The following is a 21,594-nucleotide window of genomic DNA, read 5'->3' as shown; positions in this document are numbered from 1 at the left end:
GGTAAACGTGCTGTTACAATCGCTTGCACGTTTACAGACGGAGCATTAACGGCTCCGTTACGGATGGCAATCAACGATAGCCATACTGAACAGGGAGATATTTATGAAACTTCGGCTGTCGGCGCTTGCGCTTGGCGCGACGATGCTTGTGGGCTGCGCCAGCTCCGGTGAGCAAACGGGACGCTCCGATCCTCTCGAAGGATTTAACCGCTCAATGTATAGCTTCAACTACAACGTACTGGACCCGTATGTGGTTCGTCCGGTAGCAGTAGCATGGCGCGATTATGTTCCACAACCTGCGCGTAACGGGTTAAGTAACTTTACCAGCAACCTCGAAGAGCCTGCGGTAATGGTGAACTACTTCCTGCAGGGCGACCCGTATCAGGGGATGGTCCACTTTACCCGCTTCTTCCTGAACTCCATTTTGGGTATGGGCGGCTTTATTGATGTAGCAGGTATGGCTAACCCGAAACTGCAGCGTGAACAGCCGCACCGTTTCGGTAGTACGCTGGGTCATTATGGTGTCGGTTACGGTCCTTACGTTCATCTGCCGTTCTATGGCAGCTTCACCGTGCGTGATGATGGCGGCGATATGGTGGATACGCTGTATCCGGTTCTGTCGTGGCTGACCTGGCCGCTGTCGGTGGGTAAATGGACGGTGGAAGGGATTGAAACCCGCGCGCAACTGCTCGACTCTGATGGTCTGCTGCGCCAGTCTTCTGACCCGTATATTATGGTGCGTGAAGCGTACTTCCAGAATCATGACTTTATTGCCAACGGCGGCAAGCTGAAGCCGGAAGAGAATCCAAACGCGAAGGCGATCGAAAACGAACTAAAAGATATCGATTCGGAGTAAATAAAAAAGGTGAGCAATGCTCACCTTTTTTGATTTCAACGCGATTTAGAACGCGTAGTTGAAGTTCATGCCGTACAGCCAGGCTTTACCTTCGGAAGAGAACTCATACGGACCTTCCTTGAAGTTAACTTTTTGACCGTGCATATAAGAGATGCCTGCATCAATAGAGGCATCTTTATTGAATGCATAGGTCGCACCTGCGCTCAGCCAGAAGCGGTCCTGATCCGGAATTGAGATAGAGCGTTTGTCTGCTGGTACCGGACTATCATCGAAGGCAATACCGGTACGGAATGTCCAGTTGTCATCCATATAGTAGGTGGTCCCCAGCGCGATGCGGTAAGCATCACGGAAGCTCTCATCTTTATAGAAGAGCGTGTCGCCGTTGCTATTGGTCGCCTTCAGCTCCTGGAACTGGCTCCAGCTGGTGTAGGTCAGGCTATAGTGAACTGCCCACTGTGGCGCCACTTTGTTATAACCTGACAATTCCCACATTTCTGGTAAGTGCAGGCTCAGAGAGCCGCCAGTGGTTTGGCCATTGGTGCCCATCGGCAGACCGAAGTTGCCGAGGATCTGGTTATAGGCAGAAGGGAGGCTGCTTTTGTAATCTCCATCAAAGTCGATTTTTACTTCGGAACGGTAGGTTAAGCCGTAACGGTTGTTTTTATCGAGTTCATAAAGGATACCGGCGTTCCAGCCAAAGCCCCACTCATCGCCCTTCAGATAAGCGATCTGAGTGTCTGCCGGGATACCAGCCACTCGCTGTGCCAGGGCTGGAGGAAGTGCGCCTGAGCCAGCGACGACTTTACCCAGGTCGCCCGCATAACGTTCGATCTTGGCTTTAGCATACACAGCGTCAAAGCCAACGCCGAAACTCCAGTGACTATCCAGACGGTAAGCACCGCTCAGGTTCAGGTTCAGGGTTTCCAGGTCGGTTTTACCGCCAAACGCTCCAGCTGCATAGTCGTTATTGAACTCGGTTGCTAAACCATAGTTAGAGGTCACGGATGCGCCCCAGCCGAACTGGTCGTTAATCGGCGCCACGAAGTGCATGTTTGGAACCCATGCTGTTGGGGCAATGTTATCCGATTTCAGATCGGCACCTGTCGGAGAACGGCCCGATATATCAACACCTGGATCGACAAAAATTGCACCGGCAGAGAAGGTCGGACGATCGAACATCATGATCAACGCGGGGTTACGACTCGCGTTACCCGCATCATCAGCAATAGCGCCTTCCCCTGAATACGCACGGCCAAGGCCAGAGGAAGAAAATTCGTTTAACTGAAAGCCCGCTGACCAGGCGGAAGTGGAGACGAGTGCCACTGCGACTGCCAGCGCAGTCTTGTTGAACAGGGTTTTCTGGCTCATGACCATAACCTCATTGAGTTATTTTTATTCAATAATTGTTACATACCGTAACAGGAGCGCGAAGTGTAGGGTCTGAGGTATGACAGACAAATCAGACCAGTGGCCAGAGTATAGGTCTGACCAGCCGGAATGTTGCAAGTTTGTTTATTAATATTTTCAAACATGTTTCGTGAAACGAGATCTGGTTGGCAAAATTGTGACCATCAATACTCACCCAAAAGGGTGGTTTTTGTTTTAGATCATTTTTTAGTGTGATATTGGTCACTTATCCGCTTTTACGCCATTAACGGCTGGAGAGCGCCCGCTCCGGGGCGTAAAATAGCAGCATCGTGTTTATCTCGCGCGCTGCGCGAATACAGAGGAAATTGAGCTATGAGTAAATGCAGTGCTGATGAAACCCCGGTTTGCTGCTGTATGGATGTTGGGACCATCATGGACAACACCGATTGCACCGCCTCTTACAGCCGTGTATTCACCAACCGTGCCGAAGCGGAAGAGACCCTGGCCGCGCTGAGCAAGCGTGCGCGTGACGTTGAATCCGATCCGTGTGAAATCAAGTCTACCTTTACCGAAGTGGAAGGTGGAGTGAAGCTGGACATCGACTTTGTCTTCGCCTGTGAAGCAGAAACGCTGATTTTCCAGCTGGGCCTGCGTTAATCTCTGTGGCCTGATGCCCTCAACCCCAGCCCTCTCCCACGGGAGAGGGTGCAAATACTAAAAACGGTAACCTATGGGTTACCGTTTTGCTTTTTCCTTGGGGCATTTTCTTTTTCTTCTCTGTGTTTTAGCTCGCACTTTTTCGTTTCCCCGATTGGCTGAATGTAAAAAAATGGTTAAGACTATTATCAGGTCAGACCACTTTATGTTTGCGAAAATTTTTTACAGGGGAGTGTTATGAGTCAGGCATTACCGCTTATTACCCGTCAGGGCGATCGCATTGCCATAGTCAGTGGGTTGCGCACGCCGTTTGCGCGTCAGGCAACGGCGTTTCATGGCATACCGGCCGTCGACCTGGGGAAAATGGTAGTGGGGGAGATGCTGGCTCGCAGCGAAATTCCGCCTGACGTCATCGAACAACTGGTATTTGGTCAGGTTGTGCAGATGCCTGAAGCCCCCAATATTGCGCGTGAAATCGTCCTCGGTACCGGGATGAACGTGCATACCGATGCCTACAGCGTCAGCCGCGCCTGCGCAACCAGCTTCCAGGCCGTAGCTAACGTCGCTGAAAGCCTGATGGCGGGCACGATTCGCGCCGGGATTGCGGGTGGGGCGGACTCCTCTTCGGTGCTGCCGATTGGGGTCAGTAAAAAGCTGGCGCGCATCCTTGTGGATGCCAATAAAGCCCGTACGACGAGTCAGAAACTCAAACTCTTCTCGCGTTTACGTCTGCGCGACCTCATGCCTGTACCACCTGCCGTCGCGGAATACTCCACCGGCCTGCGCATGGGCGATACCGCCGAGCAGATGGCAAAAACGTATGGCATTACCCGTGAACAGCAGGATGCCCTGGCGCATCGCTCGCATCAGCTTGCGGCAAAAGCCTGGTCGGAAGGTAAGCTGACTGACGAGGTCATGACCGCCTATATTCCCCCCTACCGTGAACCGCTTGCGGAAGATAACAATATTCGCGGCACCTCAACGCTGGCGGATTACGCCAAACTGCGCCCGGCGTTTGACCGCAAACACGGCACGGTGACGGCGGCGAACAGCACGCCGCTGACGGATGGCGCCGCCGCCGTGATCCTGATGACCGAATCCCGCGCGAAGGAGCTGGGCATCACTCCCCTGGGCTATTTACGCAGCTATGCTTTCACCGCTATTGATGTCTGGCAGGACATGCTGTTAGGTCCGGCGTGGTCCACGCCGCTGGCGCTGGAGCGCGCGGGGCTGACGCTGGCTGATTTAACCCTGATTGATATGCACGAAGCGTTTGCCGCGCAAACCCTGGCAAACGTCCAGCTGCTGGCAAGCGAGCGTTTCGCGCGCGATGTGCTGGGCCGCGCCCATGCCACGGGCGAAGTGGATCAGAGTAAATTCAACGTGCTGGGCGGCTCTATCGCCTACGGTCATCCCTTTGCCGCCACAGGGGCGAGGATGATCACGCAAACATTACATGAACTCCGTCGCCGTGGCGGCGGGTTTGGCCTCGTTACCGCCTGCGCGGCGGGTGGCCTTGGCGCAGCAATGGTTCTGGAGGCTGAATAATGGATATGCCATCTGCATTTAATCTGACGGTTCGCCTCGATAACGTGGCCGTTATCACTATTGATGTGCCTGATGAAAAGATGAATACCCTGAAGGCCGAATTTGGTGTTCAGGTGCGCGCGATGCTAAAGCAGATCCGCGACAACAAAGCGATTCGTGGTCTGGTCTTTATCTCTGCCAAGCCGGATAACTTTATCGCCGGCGCGGATATCAACATGATCGCCCGGGCGCAAAGCGCCCTGGAAGCCGAAGAGCTGGCGCGTCAGGGGCAGCAGGTGATGTCGGAGATCAACGGCCTGCCAATCCCGGTCATTGCCGCGATCCACGGTGCCTGTCTGGGCGGTGGGCTTGAGCTGGCGCTGGCCTGTCACAGCCGGATTTGCACCGACGATGCGAAAACGATACTGGGTCTGCCGGAAGTGCAGCTGGGACTTCTGCCTGGCTCCGGCGGAACGCAACGGCTGCCGCGCCTGGTGGGTGTCAGCACGGCGCTGGAGATGATCTTAACCGGTAAACAGCTGCGTGCCCGTCAGGCGCTGAAAGCCGGTCTGGTCGATGATGTTGTGCCGCAGTCCATTTTGCTGGAGGCCGCCGTTGAGCTTGCGCTGAAAGGGCGTCAGGCAAAACGTCCTCTGCCGGTTCGCGAGCGCGTGCTGGCCGGCCCGTTGGGAAGAACCCTCCTGTTCAACATGGTGGGCAAAAAGACCGAACAAAAAACCAAAGGCAATTACCCGGCGGCAAAGCGGATCCTGGACGTGATCGAAACCGGGCTGTCGCAGGGCAGCAGCAGCGGTTATGCCGCGGAGGCCAAAGCCTTTGGCGAACTGGCGATGACGCCGCAGTCGCAGGCGCTGCGCAGCATCTTCTTCGCCAGCACGGACGTGAAAAAAGATCCGGGCAGCGAGGCTGAGCCTGCGCCGCTGCGTGGCGTTGGCGTACTGGGTGGGGGACTCATGGGCGGCGGTATCGCTTTTGTTACCGCCAGCAAAGGCAAATTGCCTGTACGAATCAAAGACATTAATCCTAAGGGGATCAACCACGCGCTGCAGTACAGCTGGCTGAACCTTGATCTAAAGGTCAAGCGCCGCCATATCAAGGCAAGCGAGCGTGATAAAACCCTGGCGATGATCTCCGGTACGACGGATTACAGCGGTTTTGCGCACCGCGATCTGGTGATTGAAGCCGTGTTTGAAGATCTGGCGCTTAAACAACAGATGGTGGCAGACGTTGAGCAACATTGCGCCCCGCACACCATTTTTGCCTCTAACACGTCGTCATTACCGATTGGCGATATCGCGGCGAAAGCCGTGCGTCCGGAACAGGTGATCGGACTGCACTTCTTTAGCCCGGTAGAAAAAATGCCGCTGGTGGAGGTTATTCCGCACGCGACTACCAGTCCGCAAACAGTTGCCACCGTGGTGAAGCTGGCGAAAAAACAGGGCAAAACCCCGATTGTGGTAGCGGACAAAGCTGGCTTCTACGTCAACCGCATTCTGGCGCCCTACATTAATGAAGCCATGCGGCTGCTGACGGAAGGGGAGAAGATTGAGCACGTCGACGAGGCGCTGGTAAAGTTTGGTTTCCCCGTTGGCCCAATCCAACTTTTGGATGAGGTGGGAATAGACACCGGCACTAAAATTATACCAGTGCTGGAAGCTGCATATGGCGATCGTTTTAGCCCGCCTGCAAACATTGTTTCTGCGATTTTGAAGGACGATCGCAAAGGCAGAAAAAATGAACGCGGTTTCTATCTTTACGGCGCGAAAGGGCGTAAAAGCAGGAAACAGGTCGACCCTTCAGTATATGGACTCATTTCGACCACAGGTCAGGGAAAACTGTCCGCCGTTCAGTGCGCTGAGCGCTGCGTGATGATGATGCTCAATGAAGCGGCGCGCTGCTTTGATGAGCAGGTGATCAAGAGTGCACGCGATGGTGACATCGGCGCGGTATTTGGTATTGGTTTCCCGCCGTTCCTTGGCGGCCCGTTCCGTTACATGGATACGCTCGGCGCGGGTGAAGTGGTTGCAATCCTGCAACGTCTGGCTTCGCAATATGGTCCCCGGTTTACGCCGTGTGACGAATTATTGCAGATGGCGGAACGCGGCCAGACATTTTGGCCTGCAAGGGAAACTGTCCTCGTAAGCTGAGGTCAAAGAAGGGTAAATCCTGAAGTGAATGGACCTGTTCTGGCGATTTTGTAAACAGAGATTGACTATACTTACGCCATTGAGGTAAAAAACAGCGTTTCATTCACCGAATGGATCAGGCACAATGCCCGGCCATCGGGTTTTCTACCTCTTAGCATTTATCGCGGGTAGTTAACGCCGGTGATTCTGGTTAACAAAAGCGGTGCAATATGCAAGTTTTTATCATGCGTCACGGCGACGCGGCACTCGATGCCGCCAGTGACTCAGTACGTCCTTTGACCGTCTGTGGCTGCGACGAATCTCGTCTGATGGCGACCTGGCTTAACGGTCAAAAAGTGGACATCGAACGCGTTCTGGTGAGTCCGTTCCTGCGTGCAGAACAGACGCTGGATGTGGTAGGTGAATGTATGAACCTGCCGACCAGTGTGGATATTCTGCCTGAACTCACACCGTGTGGCGATGTAGGCCTTGTCAGCGCTTATCTTCAGGCGCTGTGCAATGAAGGTGTCGCTTCCGCGCTGGTCATTTCCCACCTGCCACTGGTTGGCTATCTGGTATCTGAGCTGTGCCCGGGCGAGACCCCGCCGATGTTCACGACATCCGCCATTGCCAACGTTTCTCTCGACGAAACGGGCAAAGGTGTCTTCAACTGGCAAATGAGTCCGTGCAACCTGAAGATGGCAAAAGCCATCTGACGTGACGTGCGATATGGCGGGGTGCAATGTGCTTCCCGCCATTCTGTCAGGGCAACTCTGGCGGCTGCCACTCTTCCACTTCAATCAACACCAGCAACGCGGCATCTCCGCCGTACTCTTTCGGTGCCTGATGAAAAGCCATGACGTGTGGGTGCTGAGCCAGCCACAGCGGCGTCTGTTGCTTGAGGATATGTTTACCGTGGCCATGCATCACGCAGGCGCAAAAAACATGTTCACGGCGACAGGCAGCGATCAACGCCCCCAGCTCCTGTTTCGCCTGCATCTGCGTTAAACCGTGCAGATCGAGAAACAGCTCCGGCGAATAATCCCCGCGGCGTAATTTTTTCAGCTCAAAATGGCTGACGTCTTCGCGTACATACTTAACAGCCCCTTGCGTATTAAGCAGCGGCTGAAATTCATCTGAAAAATAGTGGCTGTTATCCGCCTGCTCCTGCAGGAGCCGTTTGACCGGTACTTCGCTGATTTTTTTACGCAGCGGGCGATGGACGATGGTGTCCTGCGCGATTTTACGCGTCCCGGTCATCAGCTGACGGAAGAGCGCCTGATCCTCCTCGCTGAGCGATGTTTTCTTTTTCATTCGTCATTCTCATCTCGTATTTCCGACAGTGTACCCGACTAAACGCATTTTTTAACCTCAAGCGCGACGCGTCATTGCTGATTTATCGCCGTCTTCATGGCAAACTAGCCGCCGAAAATTATGCGAGCATGCCCTGGAGGAAAGAGTGGATAAAATATTTGTCGATGAAGCAGTAAACGAGCTGCATACCATACAGGACATGTTGCGCTGGTCGGTTAGCCGCTTCAGCGCCGCCAATATCTGGTACGGTCACGGTACCGATAACCCGTGGGATGAAGCGGTGCAACTGGTGCTGCCGTCCCTCTACCTGCCGCTGGATATCCCGGAAGACATGCGCACCGCGCGCCTGACCTCCAGCGAAAAACACCGCATCGTTGAGCGCGTGATCCGCCGCGTGAACGAGCGCATTCCGGTCGCCTATCTGACCAACAAAGCCTGGTTCTGCGGCCACGAGTTCTATGTCGATGAACGCGTGCTGGTGCCGCGCTCGCCGATTGGTGAGTTGATTAACAACCACTTTGAAGGTCTGATTGGCCATCAGCCGCAGCACATTCTGGATATGTGTACCGGCAGCGGCTGCATCGCGATTGCCTGCGCGTACGCCTTCCCGGAAGCGGAAGTAGACGCCGTTGATATCTCCACCGACGCGCTGGCCGTGACCGAACACAACATCGAAGAGCATGGGCTGATCCATCACGTTACGCCAATTCGCTCCGACCTGTTCCGCGACCTGCCGACGCTGCAGTACGATCTGATCGTCACCAACCCGCCGTACGTCGATGCGGAAGATATGTCCGATCTGCCGAACGAATACCGTCACGAGCCGGAGCTCGGTCTGGCGTCAGGCTCTGACGGCCTGAAGCTGACCCGCCGCATTCTGGCCTGCGCGCCGGATTACCTGACCGACGACGGCGTTCTGATTTGTGAAGTGGGCAACAGCATGGTACATCTGATAGAGCAGTACCCGGATGTGCCGTTCACCTGGCTTGAGTTCGACAACGGCGGTGACGGCGTCTTTATGCTGACCAAGGCGCAGCTGCTCGACGCGCGCGAACACTTCAGCATCTATAAAGATTAATCCAGCGGGCTTCGGCCCGTTTCACAACGCTCAAACACAAACAACAACATCGGAGCCGTGATGGCAGGAAACAGTATTGGACAGGTATTCCGCGTGACCACCTTTGGGGAATCACACGGGCTGGCGCTGGGCTGTATCGTTGATGGCGTACCGCCAGGCATCGAACTGACCGAAGCCGATTTACAGCACGACCTCGACCGTCGTCGCCCGGGCACCTCTCGCTACACCACGCAGCGTCGCGAGCCGGACCAGGTCAAAATTCTCTCCGGCGTCTTTGAAGGCCGCACCACCGGCACCAGCATTGGTCTGCTGATCGAAAACACCGATCAGCGCTCCCAGGACTACGGCGCCATCAAAGACGTGTTCCGTCCGGGCCACGCCGACTACACCTACGAACAAAAGTACGGCTTCCGCGACTATCGCGGCGGCGGACGTTCTTCCGCGCGTGAAACCGCGATGCGCGTGGCGGCAGGGGCGATTGCTAAGAAATACCTGCAGCAGAAATTTGGCATCGTCATCCGCGGCTGCCTGACCCAGATGGGCGACATTCCGCTGGCGATTAAGGACTGGGATCAGGTTGAACAAAACCCGTTCTTCTGCGCCGATGCCGACAAGCTTGAGGCGCTGGACGAACTGATGCGCGGCCTGAAAAAAGAGGGCGACTCCATTGGCGCGAAAGTGACCGTGGTGGCCGACGGCGTCCCGGCTGGCTGGGGCGAGCCGGTATTCGACCGTCTCGACGCCGACATTGCCCACGCGCTGATGAGCATCAACGCGGTGAAGGGCGTAGAGATTGGCGACGGCTTTGACGTGGTTCAGCTTCGCGGCAGTCAGAACCGCGATGAAATCACGAAAGCGGGCTTCCAGAGCAACCATGCGGGCGGCATCCTGGGCGGTATCAGCAGCGGGCAGCAGATTGTTGCCAACATCGCGCTGAAGCCAACTTCCAGCATTACCGTGCCGGGCCACACGATTAACCGCGATGGCGAAGAAGTTGAGATGATCACTAAAGGACGTCACGATCCGTGCGTGGGGATCCGCGCGGTGCCGATCGCAGAAGCGATGCTGGCGATCGTGCTGATGGATCACTTCCTGCGCCAGCGCGCGCAGAATGCGGATGTGACGACCACCATTCCACGCTGGTAAACATGAAAAAAACCGCAATTGCTCTGCTGGCGCTGCTTGCCAGTGGAGCCAGTCTGGCCGCCACACCGTGGCAAAAAATCACCCACCCGGTGGCGGGGAGCGCGCAGTCCATTGGCGCCTTTTCCAACGGCTGTATCGTCGGTGCCCAGGAGCTTCCTCTCCAGTCTGATACCTATCAGGTGATGCGCACCGACCAGCGTCGTTATTTCGGCCACCCGGATCTGGTGCTGTTCATCCAGCGTCTGGGAAACCAGGTGCATAACCTGGGGCTGGGCACGATGCTGATTGGCGATATGGGGATGCCTGCCGGCGGGCGTTTTAACGGTGGACACGCCAGCCACCAGACCGGACTGGATGTTGATATCTTCCTGCAGCTGCCGAAAACGCGCTGGACCTCCGCCCAACTGCTGAAACCGCAGGCGCTGGATCTGGTGGCGAGCGACGGCAAGCGCGTTGTGCCTTCCCTGTGGACGCGGGACGTATCCAGCATGATCAAGCTGGCGGCAGAAGATAACGACGTCACGCGGATTTTCGTCAACCCGGCCATCAAGCAGCAGCTCTGCCTGGATGCAGGAACCGATCGCGACTGGCTGCGCAAAGTGCGCCCGTGGTTCCAGCATCGTGCGCACATGCACGTTCGTCTGCGCTGCCCGGCGAATAGCCTGGAATGTGAAGATCAGCCGCTTCCGCCGCCAGGCGATGGCTGCGGTGCGGAACTGCAAAGCTGGTTTGAACCGGCAAAACCTGGAACCTCTAAGCCTGAGAAGAAGACACCGCCTCCGTTGCCGCCTTCCTGCCAGGCGCTACTGGATGAGCATGTACTTTAATGGATAATTTCGTCGATCTGTTTATGGTGTCACCGCTGCTGCTGGTGGTGCTGTTCTTTGTGGCCATGCTGGCCGGTTTTATCGACGCGCTCGCGGGCGGCGGCGGGTTGTTAACCGTGCCCGCTCTGCTGGCGGCGGGCATGAGCCCGGCGCAGGCGCTTGCCACCAATAAGCTTCAGGCCTGCGGCGGCTCGCTCTCGGCGTCGCTCTATTTTATCCGCCGTAAGGTGGTGAGCCTGGCCGATCAGAAGCTCAATATCCTGATGACCTTTATCGGCTCCACGTCGGGCGCGCTGCTGGTTCAGCACGTGCAGTCCGATATTTTGCGCCAGATCCTGCCGATTCTGGTCATCTGCATCGGGCTTTACTTCCTGCTGATGCCAAAGCTTGGTGAAGAAGACCGCCAGCGTCGCCTGTACGGCCTGCCGTTTGCCCTGATTGCCGGGGGCAGCGTGGGTTTTTACGACGGTTTCTTCGGGCCGGGTGCCGGTTCATTTTACGCGCTGGCGTTCGTGACGCTGGCCGGGTTTAACCTCGCCAAATCCACCGCCCATGCCAAAGTGCTCAACGCGACCTCAAACGTCGGCGGCCTGCTGCTGTTTATCATTGGCGGCAAGGTTATCTGGGCAACCGGGTTTGTGATGATGGCAGGGCAGTTCCTGGGCGCGCGCGCGGGCTCGCGTCTGGTATTAAGCAAAGGACAAAAACTTATTCGCCCGATGATCGTCATCGTCTCGGCCGTAATGAGCGCCAAACTTCTTTATGACAGCCATGGACAGGAGATCCTCACCTGGTTGGGGATGCACTAATGAACAGTACGCATAAATACGAACAGCTGATTGAGATTTTCGACGGCTGTTTTGCTGACGATTTTAATACCCGTCTGATTAAAGGCGACGACGAACCGATCTATCTTCCCGCTGATGCGGAGGTTCCGTATAACCGCATTGTCTTTGCCCACGGCTTTTATGCCAGCGGCTTGCACGAGATTTCGCACTGGTGCATTGCGGGTAAAGCGCGGCGCGAGCTGGTGGACTTCGGTTACTGGTACTGCCCGGACGGACGTGACGCCGCCACTCAGGGCCAGTTTGAAGATGTGGAAGTGAAGCCGCAGGCGCTGGAATGGCTATTCTGCGTCGCGGCGGGTTTCCCGTTCAACGTCAGCTGTGACAACCTCGAAGGCGACTTCGAGCCAGACCGTATCGTCTTCCAGCGCCGCGTTCACGCGCAGGTGATGGAATATCTTGAGAAAGGCATCCCGGAACGTCCGGCACGTCTGATCGAGGCCTTACAGAATTATTACCACACGCCGGTTATCACGGCGGAATGCTTCCCTTGGCCGGAAGATCTTTAACAGAGGAAAGAAGATGATCGCAGAATTTGAATCACGCATTCTGGCGTTAATTGATGACATGGTGGAACATGCCAGCGATGATGAGCTGTTCGCCAGCGGTTATCTGCGTGGTCACCTGACGCTCGCGGTAGCCGAGCTGGAAGCGGGGGACGATCACTCTGCTGATGCCGTTCACGCTGAAGTCACTCGCAGCCTGGAAAAAGCCATTCTGGCCGGGGAGCTCTCTCCGCGCGACCAGTCACTGGTGCTGGGCATGTGGGACAAATTGTTCCAGCAGGCGAAAGCGAAGTAAGTGTTTCACCACCCTCTCCCTGTGGGAGAGGGACGGGTGAGGGCACCAGGCCGCACCTACTTAACCTTCTTCCCCTTCAGCAGTTTCCGTACCCACAATCGATTCGGATTCAGCCCTGCAAGCGTAACCCTGTCCAGCGGGCTCGGCTCGCCGCTCATTTGCGCGGCTAACGCTTCTGCCAGCAGCGGCGCAGAACAGAGCCCACGAGACCCTAATCCACCCAGCATATACAGCTCCGGATAAACCGGCGCGCTTACCGCGTTATCCCGGTTATCAGCCAGATCCTGATAGGCCTCAAGCGTCGCGTCGTAGTCCGGCACATTTCCCGCCATCGGCAGATGATCCCGGGTGGCGCAGCGCACGCCGCAGCGCGCGTCACCCTCACTGACGTCAACCTCTTTCGCCCACGCCGCATCCGGGAAACAGTCAATCAGGCGCTGGCGGTTCTGGGCCTGATCCGCGTCGCTGTAGCGCATATCCGTTTCGCCACGATGATAGCTGGCCCCGATGCAGTGATGGCCGTTAGACGGATTTTGCGGCGTCAGATAGCCGTCATAGCACAGCACCTGACGCAGTTTGCTCAGTTCGGGCGCGGAAGGAATATGGCTCACCTGGCCGCCGACGGGATAAACCGGCAACGTCTCTGTCTGGGTAAACTGGCTGATGTTATGTCCGTTTGCCAGAACAACGCTGGCATGGCTCGCCGCTTTGCCATCGGCAAAACGCAGATTCCAGCGTTCTGTCCGGCTCAACGATTCAACATTGTGAGCATAATGCGTCGTCAGCCCGCGCGACTGCGCCAGCGCAATGACCGCCGCGGTCAGTTCAGCCGGGCACAGCCAGCCGCCGAGCGGATACTGAATGCCCCCACATCCGGTTTCCACGCCAGCAGTGTCTGCCACCTCTTGCGCACTTACCGCGCGGGCAATCTCGTCAGGCAGACCCAGCGACAGCATCTGCGTGATTTTTTGCTGGCTCTTTTCATCCCAGCCGAGCTGCGTGACGCCGCACCAGTCATGATCGAACGCCACCGGCAGGGCGTCGTACAGGCGACGAGCGAAGGTAAACGCCGCGGGGAAAAACTGGAACAGGGCCGGATCGTGCGCGCTTAAAAGCGGATAGAGCGCACCCTGGCGGTTGCCGGACGCTCCACAGGCGGGTGCGTAGTCAGCACAGTAGAGCGTGACCTGCCAGCCGCGGTGGAGAAGCGCGAGGGACAGCAGAGCGCTGGCGATCCCCCCGCCGACTATCGCCACCTCACGGGATGCGCTGGCGCGGCGCGCAAACCAGGGCGTCTGAGCGGGGATGTCCAGCGTCTGCTCCATTCTGCCGACCAGCATGTCGCGCTTGCGGCCAAAACCTTTGGTCTTCTGCATGGTAAAGCCCGCCTCCTGCAGCCCGCGGCGGACAAAGCCTGCCGAGGTGAAGGTGGCAAGCGTTGCGCCCGGGCTCGCCAGCCGCGCCATCGCGCTAAACAGATGCTGGCTCCACATGTCCGGGTTTTTAGCGGGGGCAAAGCCGTCAAGGAACCACGCGTCCACCGTCTGATTCATCGAATCGTCGAGGGTATCGGTCAGGTCATTGATGTCGCCAAGCCATAAATCCAGCGTCACGCGTCCGCCGTCCAGAATCAGACGGTGGCAGCCGCCGATGTGGGGCGGCCACTGCGCCTGAAGCTGCTCCGCCCATGCTGCAAGCTCTGGCCAGCGCTGATGAGCTAGCCGCAGATCGTGCGCGGTGAGCGGGAATTTTTCGAAACTGATGAAATGTAATCTTTGTAGCGTAGCCTCAGGGTGGGCAGCGTGAAACTGGTTAAACGCCTGCCAGAGGGTCAGAAAATTGAGTCCGGTACCGAATCCGCTTTCCGCTACAACGAACAGGCTCCGCGGATGCGCCGGGAAGCGGGTGCTGAGCTGGTTTCCGTCGAGGAAAACATAGCGAGTTTCTTCGAGTCCGTTATCATTAGAAAAATAGACGTCATCAAAATCTCGGGAAACAGGTGTACCCTCAGCGTTGAATTCGAGGTTGGCGGGTTGTATAGCGTTTTGTTTCACGTAAGTTACTCGTCTGACAGGCAGTGGCACGATCTTAACGATGTGAGTCCATCGGTGCAAATTTCCGCAGAAAATGTCTGATCGGACTTGTTCGGCGTACAAGTGTACGCTATTGTGCGACTCGAAACTTACTATAGTGCGACTTACAGAGGTATTGAATGAAACGTGCAGTGATTACTGGCCTGGGCATTGTTTCCAGCATCGGTAATAACCAGCAGGAAGTCCTGGCATCTCTGCGTGAAGGACGCTCCGGGATCACTTTCTCTGAAGAGTTTAAAGATTCAGGTATGCGTAGCCACGTATGGGGTAACGTCAAACTGGACACCACCGGTTTGATTGACCGCAAAGTGGTTCGTTTCATGAACGATGCCTCTATTTATGCTTATCTCTCCATGCAGGAAGCGATCAAAGATTCCGGCCTGAGCGAAGAGGTTTATCAGAACAACCCGCGCGTGGGTCTGATCGCCGGTTCCGGCGGCTCATCAAAAGCGCAGGTATTCGGCGCTGACGCAATGCGTAGCCCGCGTGGTCTGAAAGCAGTAGGTCCGTACGTGGTAACCAAAGCCATGGGTTCTGCGGTTTCCGCGTGCCTGGCGACCCCATTCAAAATCCACGGTGTGAACTACTCCATCAGCTCTGCGTGTGCGACTTCCGCGCACTGCATCGGTAATGCTGTTGAGCAGATCCAGCTGGGTAAACAGGACATCGTATTTGCTGGCGGCGGCGAAGAGCTGGGCTGGGAAATGGCCTGTGAATTCGACGCGATGGGCGCACTGTCCACCAAATACAATGAAACCCCGGATAAAGCCTCCCGTACCTATGATGCGCACCGTGACGGTTTCGTTATCGCTGGCGGCGGCGGTATGGTTGTGGTTGAAGAGCTGGAGCATGCCCTGGCACGTGGCGCGCACATCTACGCTGAAATCGTGGGCTACGGCGCAACGTCTGACGGCGCCGACATGGTTGCGCCATCCGGTGAAGGCGCGGTGCGCTGCATGAAGATGGCGATGCACGGCGTTGACACCCCAATCGACTACCTGAACTCCCACGGTACCTCTACTCCGGTAGGCGACGTGAAAGAGCTGGGTGCGATCCGTGAAGTCTTCGGCGACAACAGCCCGGCAATCTCCGCGACCAAAGCCATGACCGGTCACTCTCTGGGTGCGGCTGGCGTGCAGGAAGCGATCTACTCTCTGCTGATGCTGGAAAACGGCTTTATCGCGCCAAGCATCAACATTGATGAGATGGACGAGCAGGCTGCAGGCCTGAACATCGTGACCAAACCAACGGACGCGACGCTGACTACCGTCATGTCAAACAGCTTCGGCTTCGGTGGCACCAACGCCACGCTGGTTATGCGTAAGCTGAAAGCATAAGTTTTACGTTTGATTCCGGAAGGGAGCCATAAGGCTCCCTTTTTTTATGCGTTGACAAGCGGCTGATCTCACAGGCAAACTTCACCCTCAACATTATCCTCACGATAATGCGTAAGCGTTTAACGTCAACCAACGCACCTTAATCCTGATTATCAGGTAGAGGGGGCGTGGCATTTCCCCGCCTTACTCTTCATTTCGGAGTAAAGCATGACTGCAGTAACTCAAACAGAAACAACCCCTTCAGCGAACGTCTCGCTGTTCCGTATCGCTTTTGCGGTATTTTTGACCTATATGACCGTTGGCCTGCCGCTGCCGGTGATCCCGCTGTTCGTTCATCAGGAGCTGGGCTATGGCAATACCATGGTCGGCATTGCAGTGGGCATTCAGTTTTTAGCCACGGTATTGACCCGCGGTTACGCCGGACGGCTGGCGGATCAGCACGGTGCAAAACGTTCGGCGTTACAGGGAATGTTTGCCTGCGGGCTGGCGGGCGGCGCATGGCTGCTGGCTGCTCTCCTGCCCGTAGACGCCGCGTATAAGTTTGCGCTGCTGGTGCTGGGCCGTTTAATCCTTGGATTCGGTGAAAGCCAGCTGCTGACCGGCACCCTGACGTGGGGAATGGGGCTGGTGGGTCCTGCGCGTTCCGGCAAGGTGATGTCCTGGAACGGTATGGCCATCTATGGCGCGCTGGCCGCAGGCGCACCGCTTGGGCTGCTGATCAATAGCCAGTTTGGGTTTGCGGCGCTGGCTGCCACCACCATGGCTTTACCCCTGCTGGCGTGGGCGTTTAACGGCTCGGTGCGTAAGGTGCCCGCGCACAAAGGCGAGCGTCCTTCCCTGTGGAGCGTGGTCGGCCAAATCTGGCAGCCGGGTCTTGGCCTGGCGCTGCAGGGCGTGGGTTTTGCGGTGATTGGTACCTTCGTCTCGCTCTATTTTATGAGCCGCGGCTGGGCGATGGCCGGTTTTACGCTCACCGCGTTTGGCGGCGCGTTTGTGCTAATGCGCGTCTTCTTCGGCTGGATGCCGGATCGCTTCGGCGGCGTGAAGGTCGCGGTCGCGTCGCTGATGATAGAGACCGTGGGTCTGCTGCTGCTGTGGAATGCACCCGTGGCATCCGTTGCGCTGCTTGGCGCGGCGCTGACCGGGTGCGGCTGTTCACTGATCTTCCCGGCGCTCGGTGTTGAAGTCGTGAAGCGCGTGGCCCCGCAGGTGCGCGGCACGGCGCTAGGCGGCTACGCGGCGTTTCAGGATATCTCATACGGGGTAACCGGGCCGCTGGCCGGGGTATTAGCTACCTCGTTTGGTTATCCGTCCGTCTTCCTGGCCGGTGCGGTTTCTGCGGTCGTAGGGATCGTGGTGACGCTGGTGGCGTTTCGCAGGACTTGAGCCGCTGTAGGCCCGGTAAGCGCAGCGCCACCGGGCAAAACCTCAGGCAACCAGCCAGAAAATCGCCAGCGCAATCAGTAGCGCAATAAACATCAACCCCGGACGCGCAGAGAGCGTTCTGAACGTCTCGACGACCGGCGCAAACAGCGGGCTGTAGATCGGCTGAATGTTTCTCACCTCCGGCACGCCGCCCTCGCGCTCGGCGCGGCGAACGAAGATTTGATTGAGCAGATCCTGCACCTGCGCGGTGGTCAGTACCGTTTGCGGCGTGGCCTGCCAGTTTTGCTGGGCGTAATCCCGGATAACTTCAAATTCGTGCGGCTCAAGCGGCTGCTTCAGTGCCGCCTGGACGGTATGCAGGGTAGGGGCATTCTGGGTGCTGAGCGTCTGGCGCGCCTGAAGCCAGGTCACCAGATGCGTAAACTGTTTGGCCGGGATCAGCTCACCCGCCTTCACGCCGGACAGCTCCAGCATGGATTGCCAGATAAGCTTCGTCGGTTCGCCGGTGGCCGCAGCCAGCTTCGTCACCATCTGCTTGAGCGTATTGTGTTCGGCCGGCAGCAGCGGACGTTCGGTCGCCGGTCGCACCTGAGGTTGTGGAATAGAAAGCTCGTTGTTCTGCAGCAGGGTCAGCACGGTTTTAAGCTGGTCGGGCGTCAGCTGGCCCAGCGCGGTTTGACCATACTGCTGGCGAATAAAATCACTCACCGCCTGGCGGTTATTACCCTGGCCCAGCAGCTCCGTCAGCTGAGAAACAATCTGGCGCGTGGTGTGATTCTGCTGCGCGGTCGTAATACGCTGGTTCAGGTTTTGTTCGGCCGCAGGGAAATGGCGCGACTGCAGCGGTGCGTCGTTCCTCACGCCTAAATCATGCTTTACCCCGGCCCAGACTTCCGCGTTTTGCTGCGAAGTCAGCGCAATCAGGCGCGTGATCAGTCGCTCCAGCACGGTGCGCTGTTGCGTGGATAGCGGTTGTTCACCGGCAACGTTTGGCGTGACGGGGCCTTCACCCGGAGGGCGTGGCGGCGTACCTGAAATGGGCTGCATCGTCAAAAATCCTTAAAGTCAAAACTCAGCGTAAACCTGGCGAACGTATATGCCTGGCGGCCAGATTATGGCACACTTGGCAGGTTTTCTTCCTCTCAAACAGGTACTCAGACGTGAAAATCCTCGTTGATGAAAATATGCCTTATGCCCGTGAGCTGTTTAGCCGCCTGGGTAACGTTAAGGCTGTCCCTGGTCGCCCGATCCCGGTCAACGAACTGGATGACGCCGACGCGCTGATGGTGCGCTCGGTGACCAAAGTAAATGAGGCGTTGCTCGCCGGTAAGGCAGTTAAGTTCGTTGGGACCGCAACGGCAGGGACCGATCATGTGGATGAGCAATGGCTGAAGCTGGCCGGAATCGGTTTTTCCGCCGCGCCGGGCTGTAACGCCATAGCCGTCGTGGAATACGTCTTCTCCTCGCTGCTGATGCTGGCCGAACGCGACGGTTTTGCCCTAAAAGACCGCACCGTGGGGATTGTCGGCGTGGGTAACGTCGGCGGGCGCCTGCAAAAGCGCCTTGAAGCCTTAGGGATCCGCACGCTGCTGTGCGATCCGCCGCGTAAAGACAACGGTGATGACGGCGATTTCCGCTCGCTGGATGAGCTGGTCGAACAGTGTGACGTGCTGACTTTCCACACGCCGCTGTTTAAAGAGGGGCCGTATAAGTCGCTACATCTTGCTGACGAGGCGCTTATTCGCCGTCTGAAGGCTGGCACTATTCTGATAAATGCCTGCCGTGGTCCGGTGGTAGATAACGCCGCGCTGCTGACGTGTCTGAACGAAGGACAAGACCTCAGCGTGGTGCTGGACGTCTGGGAGCCGGAGCCGGATCTCAACGTTGAGCTGCTTAACAAGGTGGACGTGGGTACGGCGCATATCGCCGGTTATACCCTGGAAGGCAAAGCCCGCGGTACCACGCAGGTCTTTGAAGCCTACAGCGCTTTTATCGGCCATCCGCAGCAGGTGGCGCTGGATACCTTACTCCCCGCGCCTGAATTTGGCCGTATTACCCTGCACGGCCCGCTCGATCAGGCAACGCTGAAAAGGCTGGTGCATTTGGTGTATGATGTGCGCCGCGATGATGCGCTGCTGCGTAAAGTGGCGGGGATCCCGGGTGAGTTTGATAAGCTGCGCAAGAACTACGTTGAGCGCCGCGAGTGGTCTTCCCTGTATGTAATATGCGACGACGCCCCGGCAGCGACGCTGCTGCATAAACTGGGATTTAACGCCGTTCATCACCCGGCGCATTAATGTCTTCTTAATGCTCCCTGTCGGATACTCCGACAGGGACGCTTTTTTATTTCTGGAGTAAACCACCATGTCTGAAGGCTGGAACATTGCCATTTTAGGTGCCACGGGTGCCGTGGGCGAAGCCCTGCTCGAAACCCTTGCTGAGCGTCAGTTCCCGGTGGGCGATATCTATGCGCTGGCCCGTACCGACAGCGCAGGTGAGCATCTGCGTTTTAACGGTAAATCCGTCATGGTCCAGGACGCGGCCGCGTTCGACTGGACGCAGGCGCAGCTGGCGTTTTTCGCCGCGGGCGCAGAAGCCACTGCGGCGTATGTTGAAGAGGCGACTAACGCAGGCTGCCTGGTGATCGACCTGAGCGGTCTGTTCTCAATGGAGCCGGATGTGCCGCTGGTGGTGCCGGACGTGAACCCGTTTGTGCTGGCTGACTACCGCAACCGTAACGTCATTGCGGTGCCGAACAGCCTCACCAGCCAGCTGCTGACCGCCCTGAAACCGCTGATCGACGACGGCGGCCTGTCGCGCATTTCCGTCACCAGCCTGCTGTCCGCGTCCGCTAACGGCAAAAAGGCCGTTGACGCGCTGGCCGGGCAGAGCGCGAAGCTGCTGAACGGTATCCCGATTGACGAAGATGATTTCTTTGGCCGCCAGCTGGCGTTCAACATGCTGCCGCTGCTGCCGGATCGCGAGGGCTCCGTGCGCGAAGAGCGCCGTATCGTCGATGAAGTGCGTAAAATTCTGCAGGACGATGGCCTGACGATCTCCGCGAGCGTCGTGCAGTCTCCGGTCTTCTACGGCCACGCGCAGATGGTCGGCTTTGAAGCCCTCCGTCCGCTGGCGGCAGAAGAGGCGCGCGACGCGTTTGGCCGCGGTGACGACATCGTGCTCTCTGAAGAGAGCGAGTTCCCGACGCAGGTTGGTGATGCCACCGGTAGCGCGCATCTTTCCGTTGGCTGCGTGCGTAACGATTACGGGATGCCGGAGCAGGTTCAGTTCTGGTCCGTTGCCGATAACGTTCGCTTCGGCGGCGCGCTGATGGCGGTCAAAATCGCTGAAAAACTGGTGCAGGAGTACCTGTACTGATGTCAGACGTGGAACAAAAGCCGGTTCATAAAATTGCCCTCGGTATTGAGTACGATGGCAGTAAATATTATGGCTGGCAGCGTCAGAATGAGGTGCGCAGCGTCCAGGAGAAGCTGGAGAAAGCGCTCTCTCAGGTGGCAAACGAGCCGATTAACGTCCTGTGCGCGGGACGTACGGACGCGGGAGTTCACGGCACGGGGCAGGTGGTGCACTTTGAAACCACCGCCGTGCGTAAGGATGCCGCCTGGACGCTGGGTGTAAATGCGAATTTGCCTGGTGACATTGCGGTGCGTTGGGTAAAAGCTGTGCCGGATGATTTTCACGCGCGCTTCAGCGCCACGGCGCGTCGCTACCGTTATGTCATCTACAACCAGCGCCTGCGTCCTGCGGTGTTAAGCCAGGGCGTGACGCATTTTTATGAACCGCTTGATGCAGAACGTATGCATCGCGCGGCGCAGTGTCTGATTGGTGAAAATGACTTTACGTCGTTTCGTGCGGTGCAGTGTCAGTCCCGCACGCCGTGGCGCAACGTCATGCACATAAACGTCAGCCGTTTTGGCGCGTATGTGGTGGTGGATATCAAAGCCAATGCCTTTGTACATCATATGGTTCGGAATATTGTAGGCAGCCTGATGGAAGTGGGTGCCGGACACCAGCCGGAGAGCTGGATTGCAGACCTGCTGGCAGCGAAGGACAGAACGCTTGCGGCAGCCACGGCGAAAGCGGAAGGATTGTATCTGGTCTCAGTAGACTATCCGGATCGATTTGACCTGCCGAAACCGCCAATGGGTCCGCTGTTTTTAGCGGACTAAACAAAGGTGCAATTAGGGCTTA

General features: G+C 57.2%; 20 protein-coding genes. 16 read left to right on the top strand and 4 right to left on the bottom strand.

Features of this window, described 5'->3' with window-relative positions:
- Positions 1-103: 103 nt before the first annotated feature.
- A complete protein-coding gene (gene mlaA, locus LA04_RS17890; RefSeq protein WP_023336447.1) occupies positions 104-856 on the top strand; it encodes a phospholipid-binding lipoprotein MlaA in 753 nt (250 codons plus the stop codon).
- Between the two features lie 45 nt (positions 857-901).
- Here mlaA and fadL read toward each other — a convergent pair whose 3' ends face one another.
- Positions 902-2,224, bottom strand: a complete 1,323-nt coding sequence (gene fadL, locus LA04_RS17885; RefSeq protein WP_047652592.1) for a long-chain fatty acid transporter FadL — start codon at positions 2,222-2,224, stop codon at positions 902-904.
- A gap of 372 nt (positions 2,225-2,596) precedes the next feature.
- Here fadL and LA04_RS17880 point away from each other — a divergent pair, with 372 nt between their 5' ends.
- The 4 genes from LA04_RS17880 (at position 2,597) to sixA (ending at position 7,271) form a co-directional block, all read left to right on the top strand.
- Positions 2,597-2,881 (top strand): YfcZ/YiiS family protein, encoded by a 285-nt coding sequence (locus LA04_RS17880; RefSeq protein ID WP_023336445.1) that lies wholly within the window; start codon positions 2,597-2,599, stop codon positions 2,879-2,881.
- A gap of 237 nt (positions 2,882-3,118) precedes the next feature.
- Positions 3,119-4,429 carry an acetyl-CoA C-acyltransferase FadI gene (gene fadI, locus LA04_RS17875; protein ID WP_047652591.1) on the top strand — a complete coding sequence of 437 codons (1,311 nt, stop codon included), beginning with the start codon at positions 3,119-3,121 and terminating at the stop codon, positions 4,427-4,429.
- Positions 4,429-6,576 (top strand): fatty acid oxidation complex subunit alpha FadJ, encoded by a 2,148-nt coding sequence (fadJ, locus tag LA04_RS17870; RefSeq protein ID WP_047652590.1) that lies wholly within the window; start codon positions 4,429-4,431, stop codon positions 6,574-6,576. The genes fadI and fadJ overlap by 1 nt, the downstream gene beginning before the upstream one ends.
- Before the next feature lie 209 nt (positions 6,577-6,785).
- Complete coding sequence (sixA, locus tag LA04_RS17865; protein ID WP_047652589.1) at positions 6,786-7,271, top strand: phosphohistidine phosphatase SixA; 486 nt, start codon at positions 6,786-6,788, stop codon at positions 7,269-7,271.
- A 46-nt stretch (positions 7,272-7,317) separates the two neighbouring features.
- Here sixA and smrB read toward each other — a convergent pair whose 3' ends face one another.
- Positions 7,318-7,869: an endonuclease SmrB gene (smrB, locus tag LA04_RS17860; RefSeq protein WP_023344606.1), complete on the bottom strand. Its 552-nt coding sequence runs from the start codon at positions 7,867-7,869 to the stop codon at positions 7,318-7,320.
- Between the two features lie 145 nt (positions 7,870-8,014).
- Between smrB and prmB the strand changes: the two genes are divergently transcribed.
- From prmB to LA04_RS17830, 6 genes are read left to right on the top strand one after another with little or no spacing between them, the layout of a single operon-like run.
- The gene (prmB, locus tag LA04_RS17855; protein WP_008502612.1) at positions 8,015-8,947 is read left to right on the top strand and encodes a 50S ribosomal protein L3 N(5)-glutamine methyltransferase; all 933 of its coding nucleotides are present in this window, start codon (positions 8,015-8,017) and stop codon (positions 8,945-8,947) included.
- A gap of 60 nt (positions 8,948-9,007) precedes the next feature.
- Positions 9,008-10,093, top strand: coding sequence for a chorismate synthase (aroC, locus tag LA04_RS17850; RefSeq protein WP_045888688.1), 1,086 nt, complete (start codon positions 9,008-9,010; stop codon positions 10,091-10,093).
- A gap of 2 nt (positions 10,094-10,095) precedes the next feature.
- Positions 10,096-10,920, top strand: coding sequence for a penicillin-insensitive murein endopeptidase (mepA, locus tag LA04_RS17845; protein WP_024908935.1), 825 nt, complete (start codon positions 10,096-10,098; stop codon positions 10,918-10,920).
- Entirely contained in the window at positions 10,920-11,729 is an 810-nt protein-coding gene (locus tag LA04_RS17840; RefSeq protein WP_038417370.1) for a sulfite exporter TauE/SafE family protein, read from the top strand. The genes mepA and LA04_RS17840 overlap by 1 nt, the downstream gene beginning before the upstream one ends.
- Positions 11,729-12,274 (top strand): elongation factor P hydroxylase, encoded by a 546-nt coding sequence (locus LA04_RS17835; RefSeq protein WP_033146101.1) that lies wholly within the window; start codon positions 11,729-11,731, stop codon positions 12,272-12,274. The genes LA04_RS17840 and LA04_RS17835 overlap by 1 nt, the downstream gene beginning before the upstream one ends.
- Positions 12,275-12,287: 13 nt before the next feature.
- A complete protein-coding gene (locus tag LA04_RS17830) occupies positions 12,288-12,566 on the top strand; it encodes a YfcL family protein (RefSeq protein ID WP_047652588.1) in 279 nt (92 codons plus the stop codon).
- A 56-nt stretch (positions 12,567-12,622) separates the two neighbouring features.
- Here LA04_RS17830 and mnmC read toward each other — a convergent pair whose 3' ends face one another.
- Complete coding sequence (gene mnmC / locus LA04_RS17825; protein WP_047652587.1) at positions 12,623-14,620, bottom strand: bifunctional tRNA (5-methylaminomethyl-2-thiouridine)(34)-methyltransferase MnmD/FAD-dependent 5-carboxymethylaminomethyl-2-thiouridine(34) oxidoreductase MnmC; 1,998 nt, start codon at positions 14,618-14,620, stop codon at positions 12,623-12,625.
- A gap of 158 nt (positions 14,621-14,778) precedes the next feature.
- Here mnmC and fabB point away from each other — a divergent pair, with 158 nt between their 5' ends.
- Positions 14,779-15,996 carry a beta-ketoacyl-ACP synthase I gene (fabB, locus tag LA04_RS17820; RefSeq protein ID WP_047652586.1) on the top strand — a complete coding sequence of 406 codons (1,218 nt, stop codon included), beginning with the start codon at positions 14,779-14,781 and terminating at the stop codon, positions 15,994-15,996.
- 207 nt (positions 15,997-16,203) lie between these two features.
- Positions 16,204-17,382 (top strand): MFS transporter, encoded by a 1,179-nt coding sequence (locus LA04_RS17815; RefSeq protein WP_047652585.1) that lies wholly within the window; start codon positions 16,204-16,206, stop codon positions 17,380-17,382.
- 42 nt (positions 17,383-17,424) lie between these two features.
- Here LA04_RS17815 and flk read toward each other — a convergent pair whose 3' ends face one another.
- Positions 17,425-18,429, bottom strand: coding sequence for a flagella biosynthesis regulator Flk (flk, locus tag LA04_RS17810; protein ID WP_047652584.1), 1,005 nt, complete (start codon positions 18,427-18,429; stop codon positions 17,425-17,427).
- Between the two features lie 113 nt (positions 18,430-18,542).
- Between flk and pdxB the strand changes: the two genes are divergently transcribed.
- From pdxB to truA, 3 genes are all read left to right on the top strand, one after another.
- Positions 18,543-19,679, top strand: a complete 1,137-nt coding sequence (pdxB, locus tag LA04_RS17805; RefSeq protein WP_047652583.1) for a 4-phosphoerythronate dehydrogenase PdxB — start codon at positions 18,543-18,545, stop codon at positions 19,677-19,679.
- Positions 19,680-19,746: 67 nt separating this feature from the next.
- A complete protein-coding gene (locus tag LA04_RS17800) occupies positions 19,747-20,760 on the top strand; it encodes an aspartate-semialdehyde dehydrogenase (RefSeq protein ID WP_047652582.1) in 1,014 nt (337 codons plus the stop codon).
- Positions 20,760-21,572 carry a tRNA pseudouridine(38-40) synthase TruA gene (gene truA / locus LA04_RS17795; protein WP_008502600.1) on the top strand — a complete coding sequence of 271 codons (813 nt, stop codon included), beginning with the start codon at positions 20,760-20,762 and terminating at the stop codon, positions 21,570-21,572. The genes LA04_RS17800 and truA overlap by 1 nt, the downstream gene beginning before the upstream one ends.
- Positions 21,573-21,594 lie beyond the last annotated feature (22 nt).

This window comes from Enterobacter sp. UCD-UG_FMILLET, assembly GCF_000762975.1.
In the GTDB taxonomy this organism is placed as follows: domain Bacteria; phylum Pseudomonadota; class Gammaproteobacteria; order Enterobacterales; family Enterobacteriaceae; genus Enterobacter; species Enterobacter dykesii.
The sequence above is the reverse complement of the archived record's forward strand: the minus strand, read 5'-3'. Positions and strand labels throughout refer to the sequence as shown.

Coding starts and splice junctions, on each gene's coding strand:
- mlaA (WP_023336447.1), top strand. CDS start 104: ATGAAACTTCGGCTGTCGGCGCTTGCGCTTGGCGCGACGATGCTTGTG.
- fadL (WP_047652592.1), bottom strand. CDS start 2,224: ATGAGCCAGAAAACCCTGTTCAACAAGACTGCGCTGGCAGTCGCAGTG.
- LA04_RS17880 (WP_023336445.1), top strand. CDS start 2,597: ATGAGTAAATGCAGTGCTGATGAAACCCCGGTTTGCTGCTGTATGGAT.
- fadI (WP_047652591.1), top strand. CDS start 3,119: ATGAGTCAGGCATTACCGCTTATTACCCGTCAGGGCGATCGCATTGCC.
- fadJ (WP_047652590.1), top strand. CDS start 4,429: ATGGATATGCCATCTGCATTTAATCTGACGGTTCGCCTCGATAACGTG.
- sixA (WP_047652589.1), top strand. CDS start 6,786: ATGCAAGTTTTTATCATGCGTCACGGCGACGCGGCACTCGATGCCGCC.
- smrB (WP_023344606.1), bottom strand. CDS start 7,869: ATGAAAAAGAAAACATCGCTCAGCGAGGAGGATCAGGCGCTCTTCCGT.
- aroC (WP_045888688.1), top strand. CDS start 9,008: ATGGCAGGAAACAGTATTGGACAGGTATTCCGCGTGACCACCTTTGGG.
- mepA (WP_024908935.1), top strand. CDS start 10,096: ATGAAAAAAACCGCAATTGCTCTGCTGGCGCTGCTTGCCAGTGGAGCC.
- LA04_RS17840 (WP_038417370.1), top strand. CDS start 10,920: ATGGATAATTTCGTCGATCTGTTTATGGTGTCACCGCTGCTGCTGGTG.
- LA04_RS17835 (WP_033146101.1), top strand. CDS start 11,729: ATGAACAGTACGCATAAATACGAACAGCTGATTGAGATTTTCGACGGC.
- LA04_RS17830 (WP_047652588.1), top strand. CDS start 12,288: ATGATCGCAGAATTTGAATCACGCATTCTGGCGTTAATTGATGACATG.
- fabB (WP_047652586.1), top strand. CDS start 14,779: ATGAAACGTGCAGTGATTACTGGCCTGGGCATTGTTTCCAGCATCGGT.
- LA04_RS17815 (WP_047652585.1), top strand. CDS start 16,204: ATGACTGCAGTAACTCAAACAGAAACAACCCCTTCAGCGAACGTCTCG.
- flk (WP_047652584.1), bottom strand. CDS start 18,429: ATGCAGCCCATTTCAGGTACGCCGCCACGCCCTCCGGGTGAAGGCCCC.
- LA04_RS17800 (WP_047652582.1), top strand. CDS start 19,747: ATGTCTGAAGGCTGGAACATTGCCATTTTAGGTGCCACGGGTGCCGTG.
- truA (WP_008502600.1), top strand. CDS start 20,760: ATGTCAGACGTGGAACAAAAGCCGGTTCATAAAATTGCCCTCGGTATT.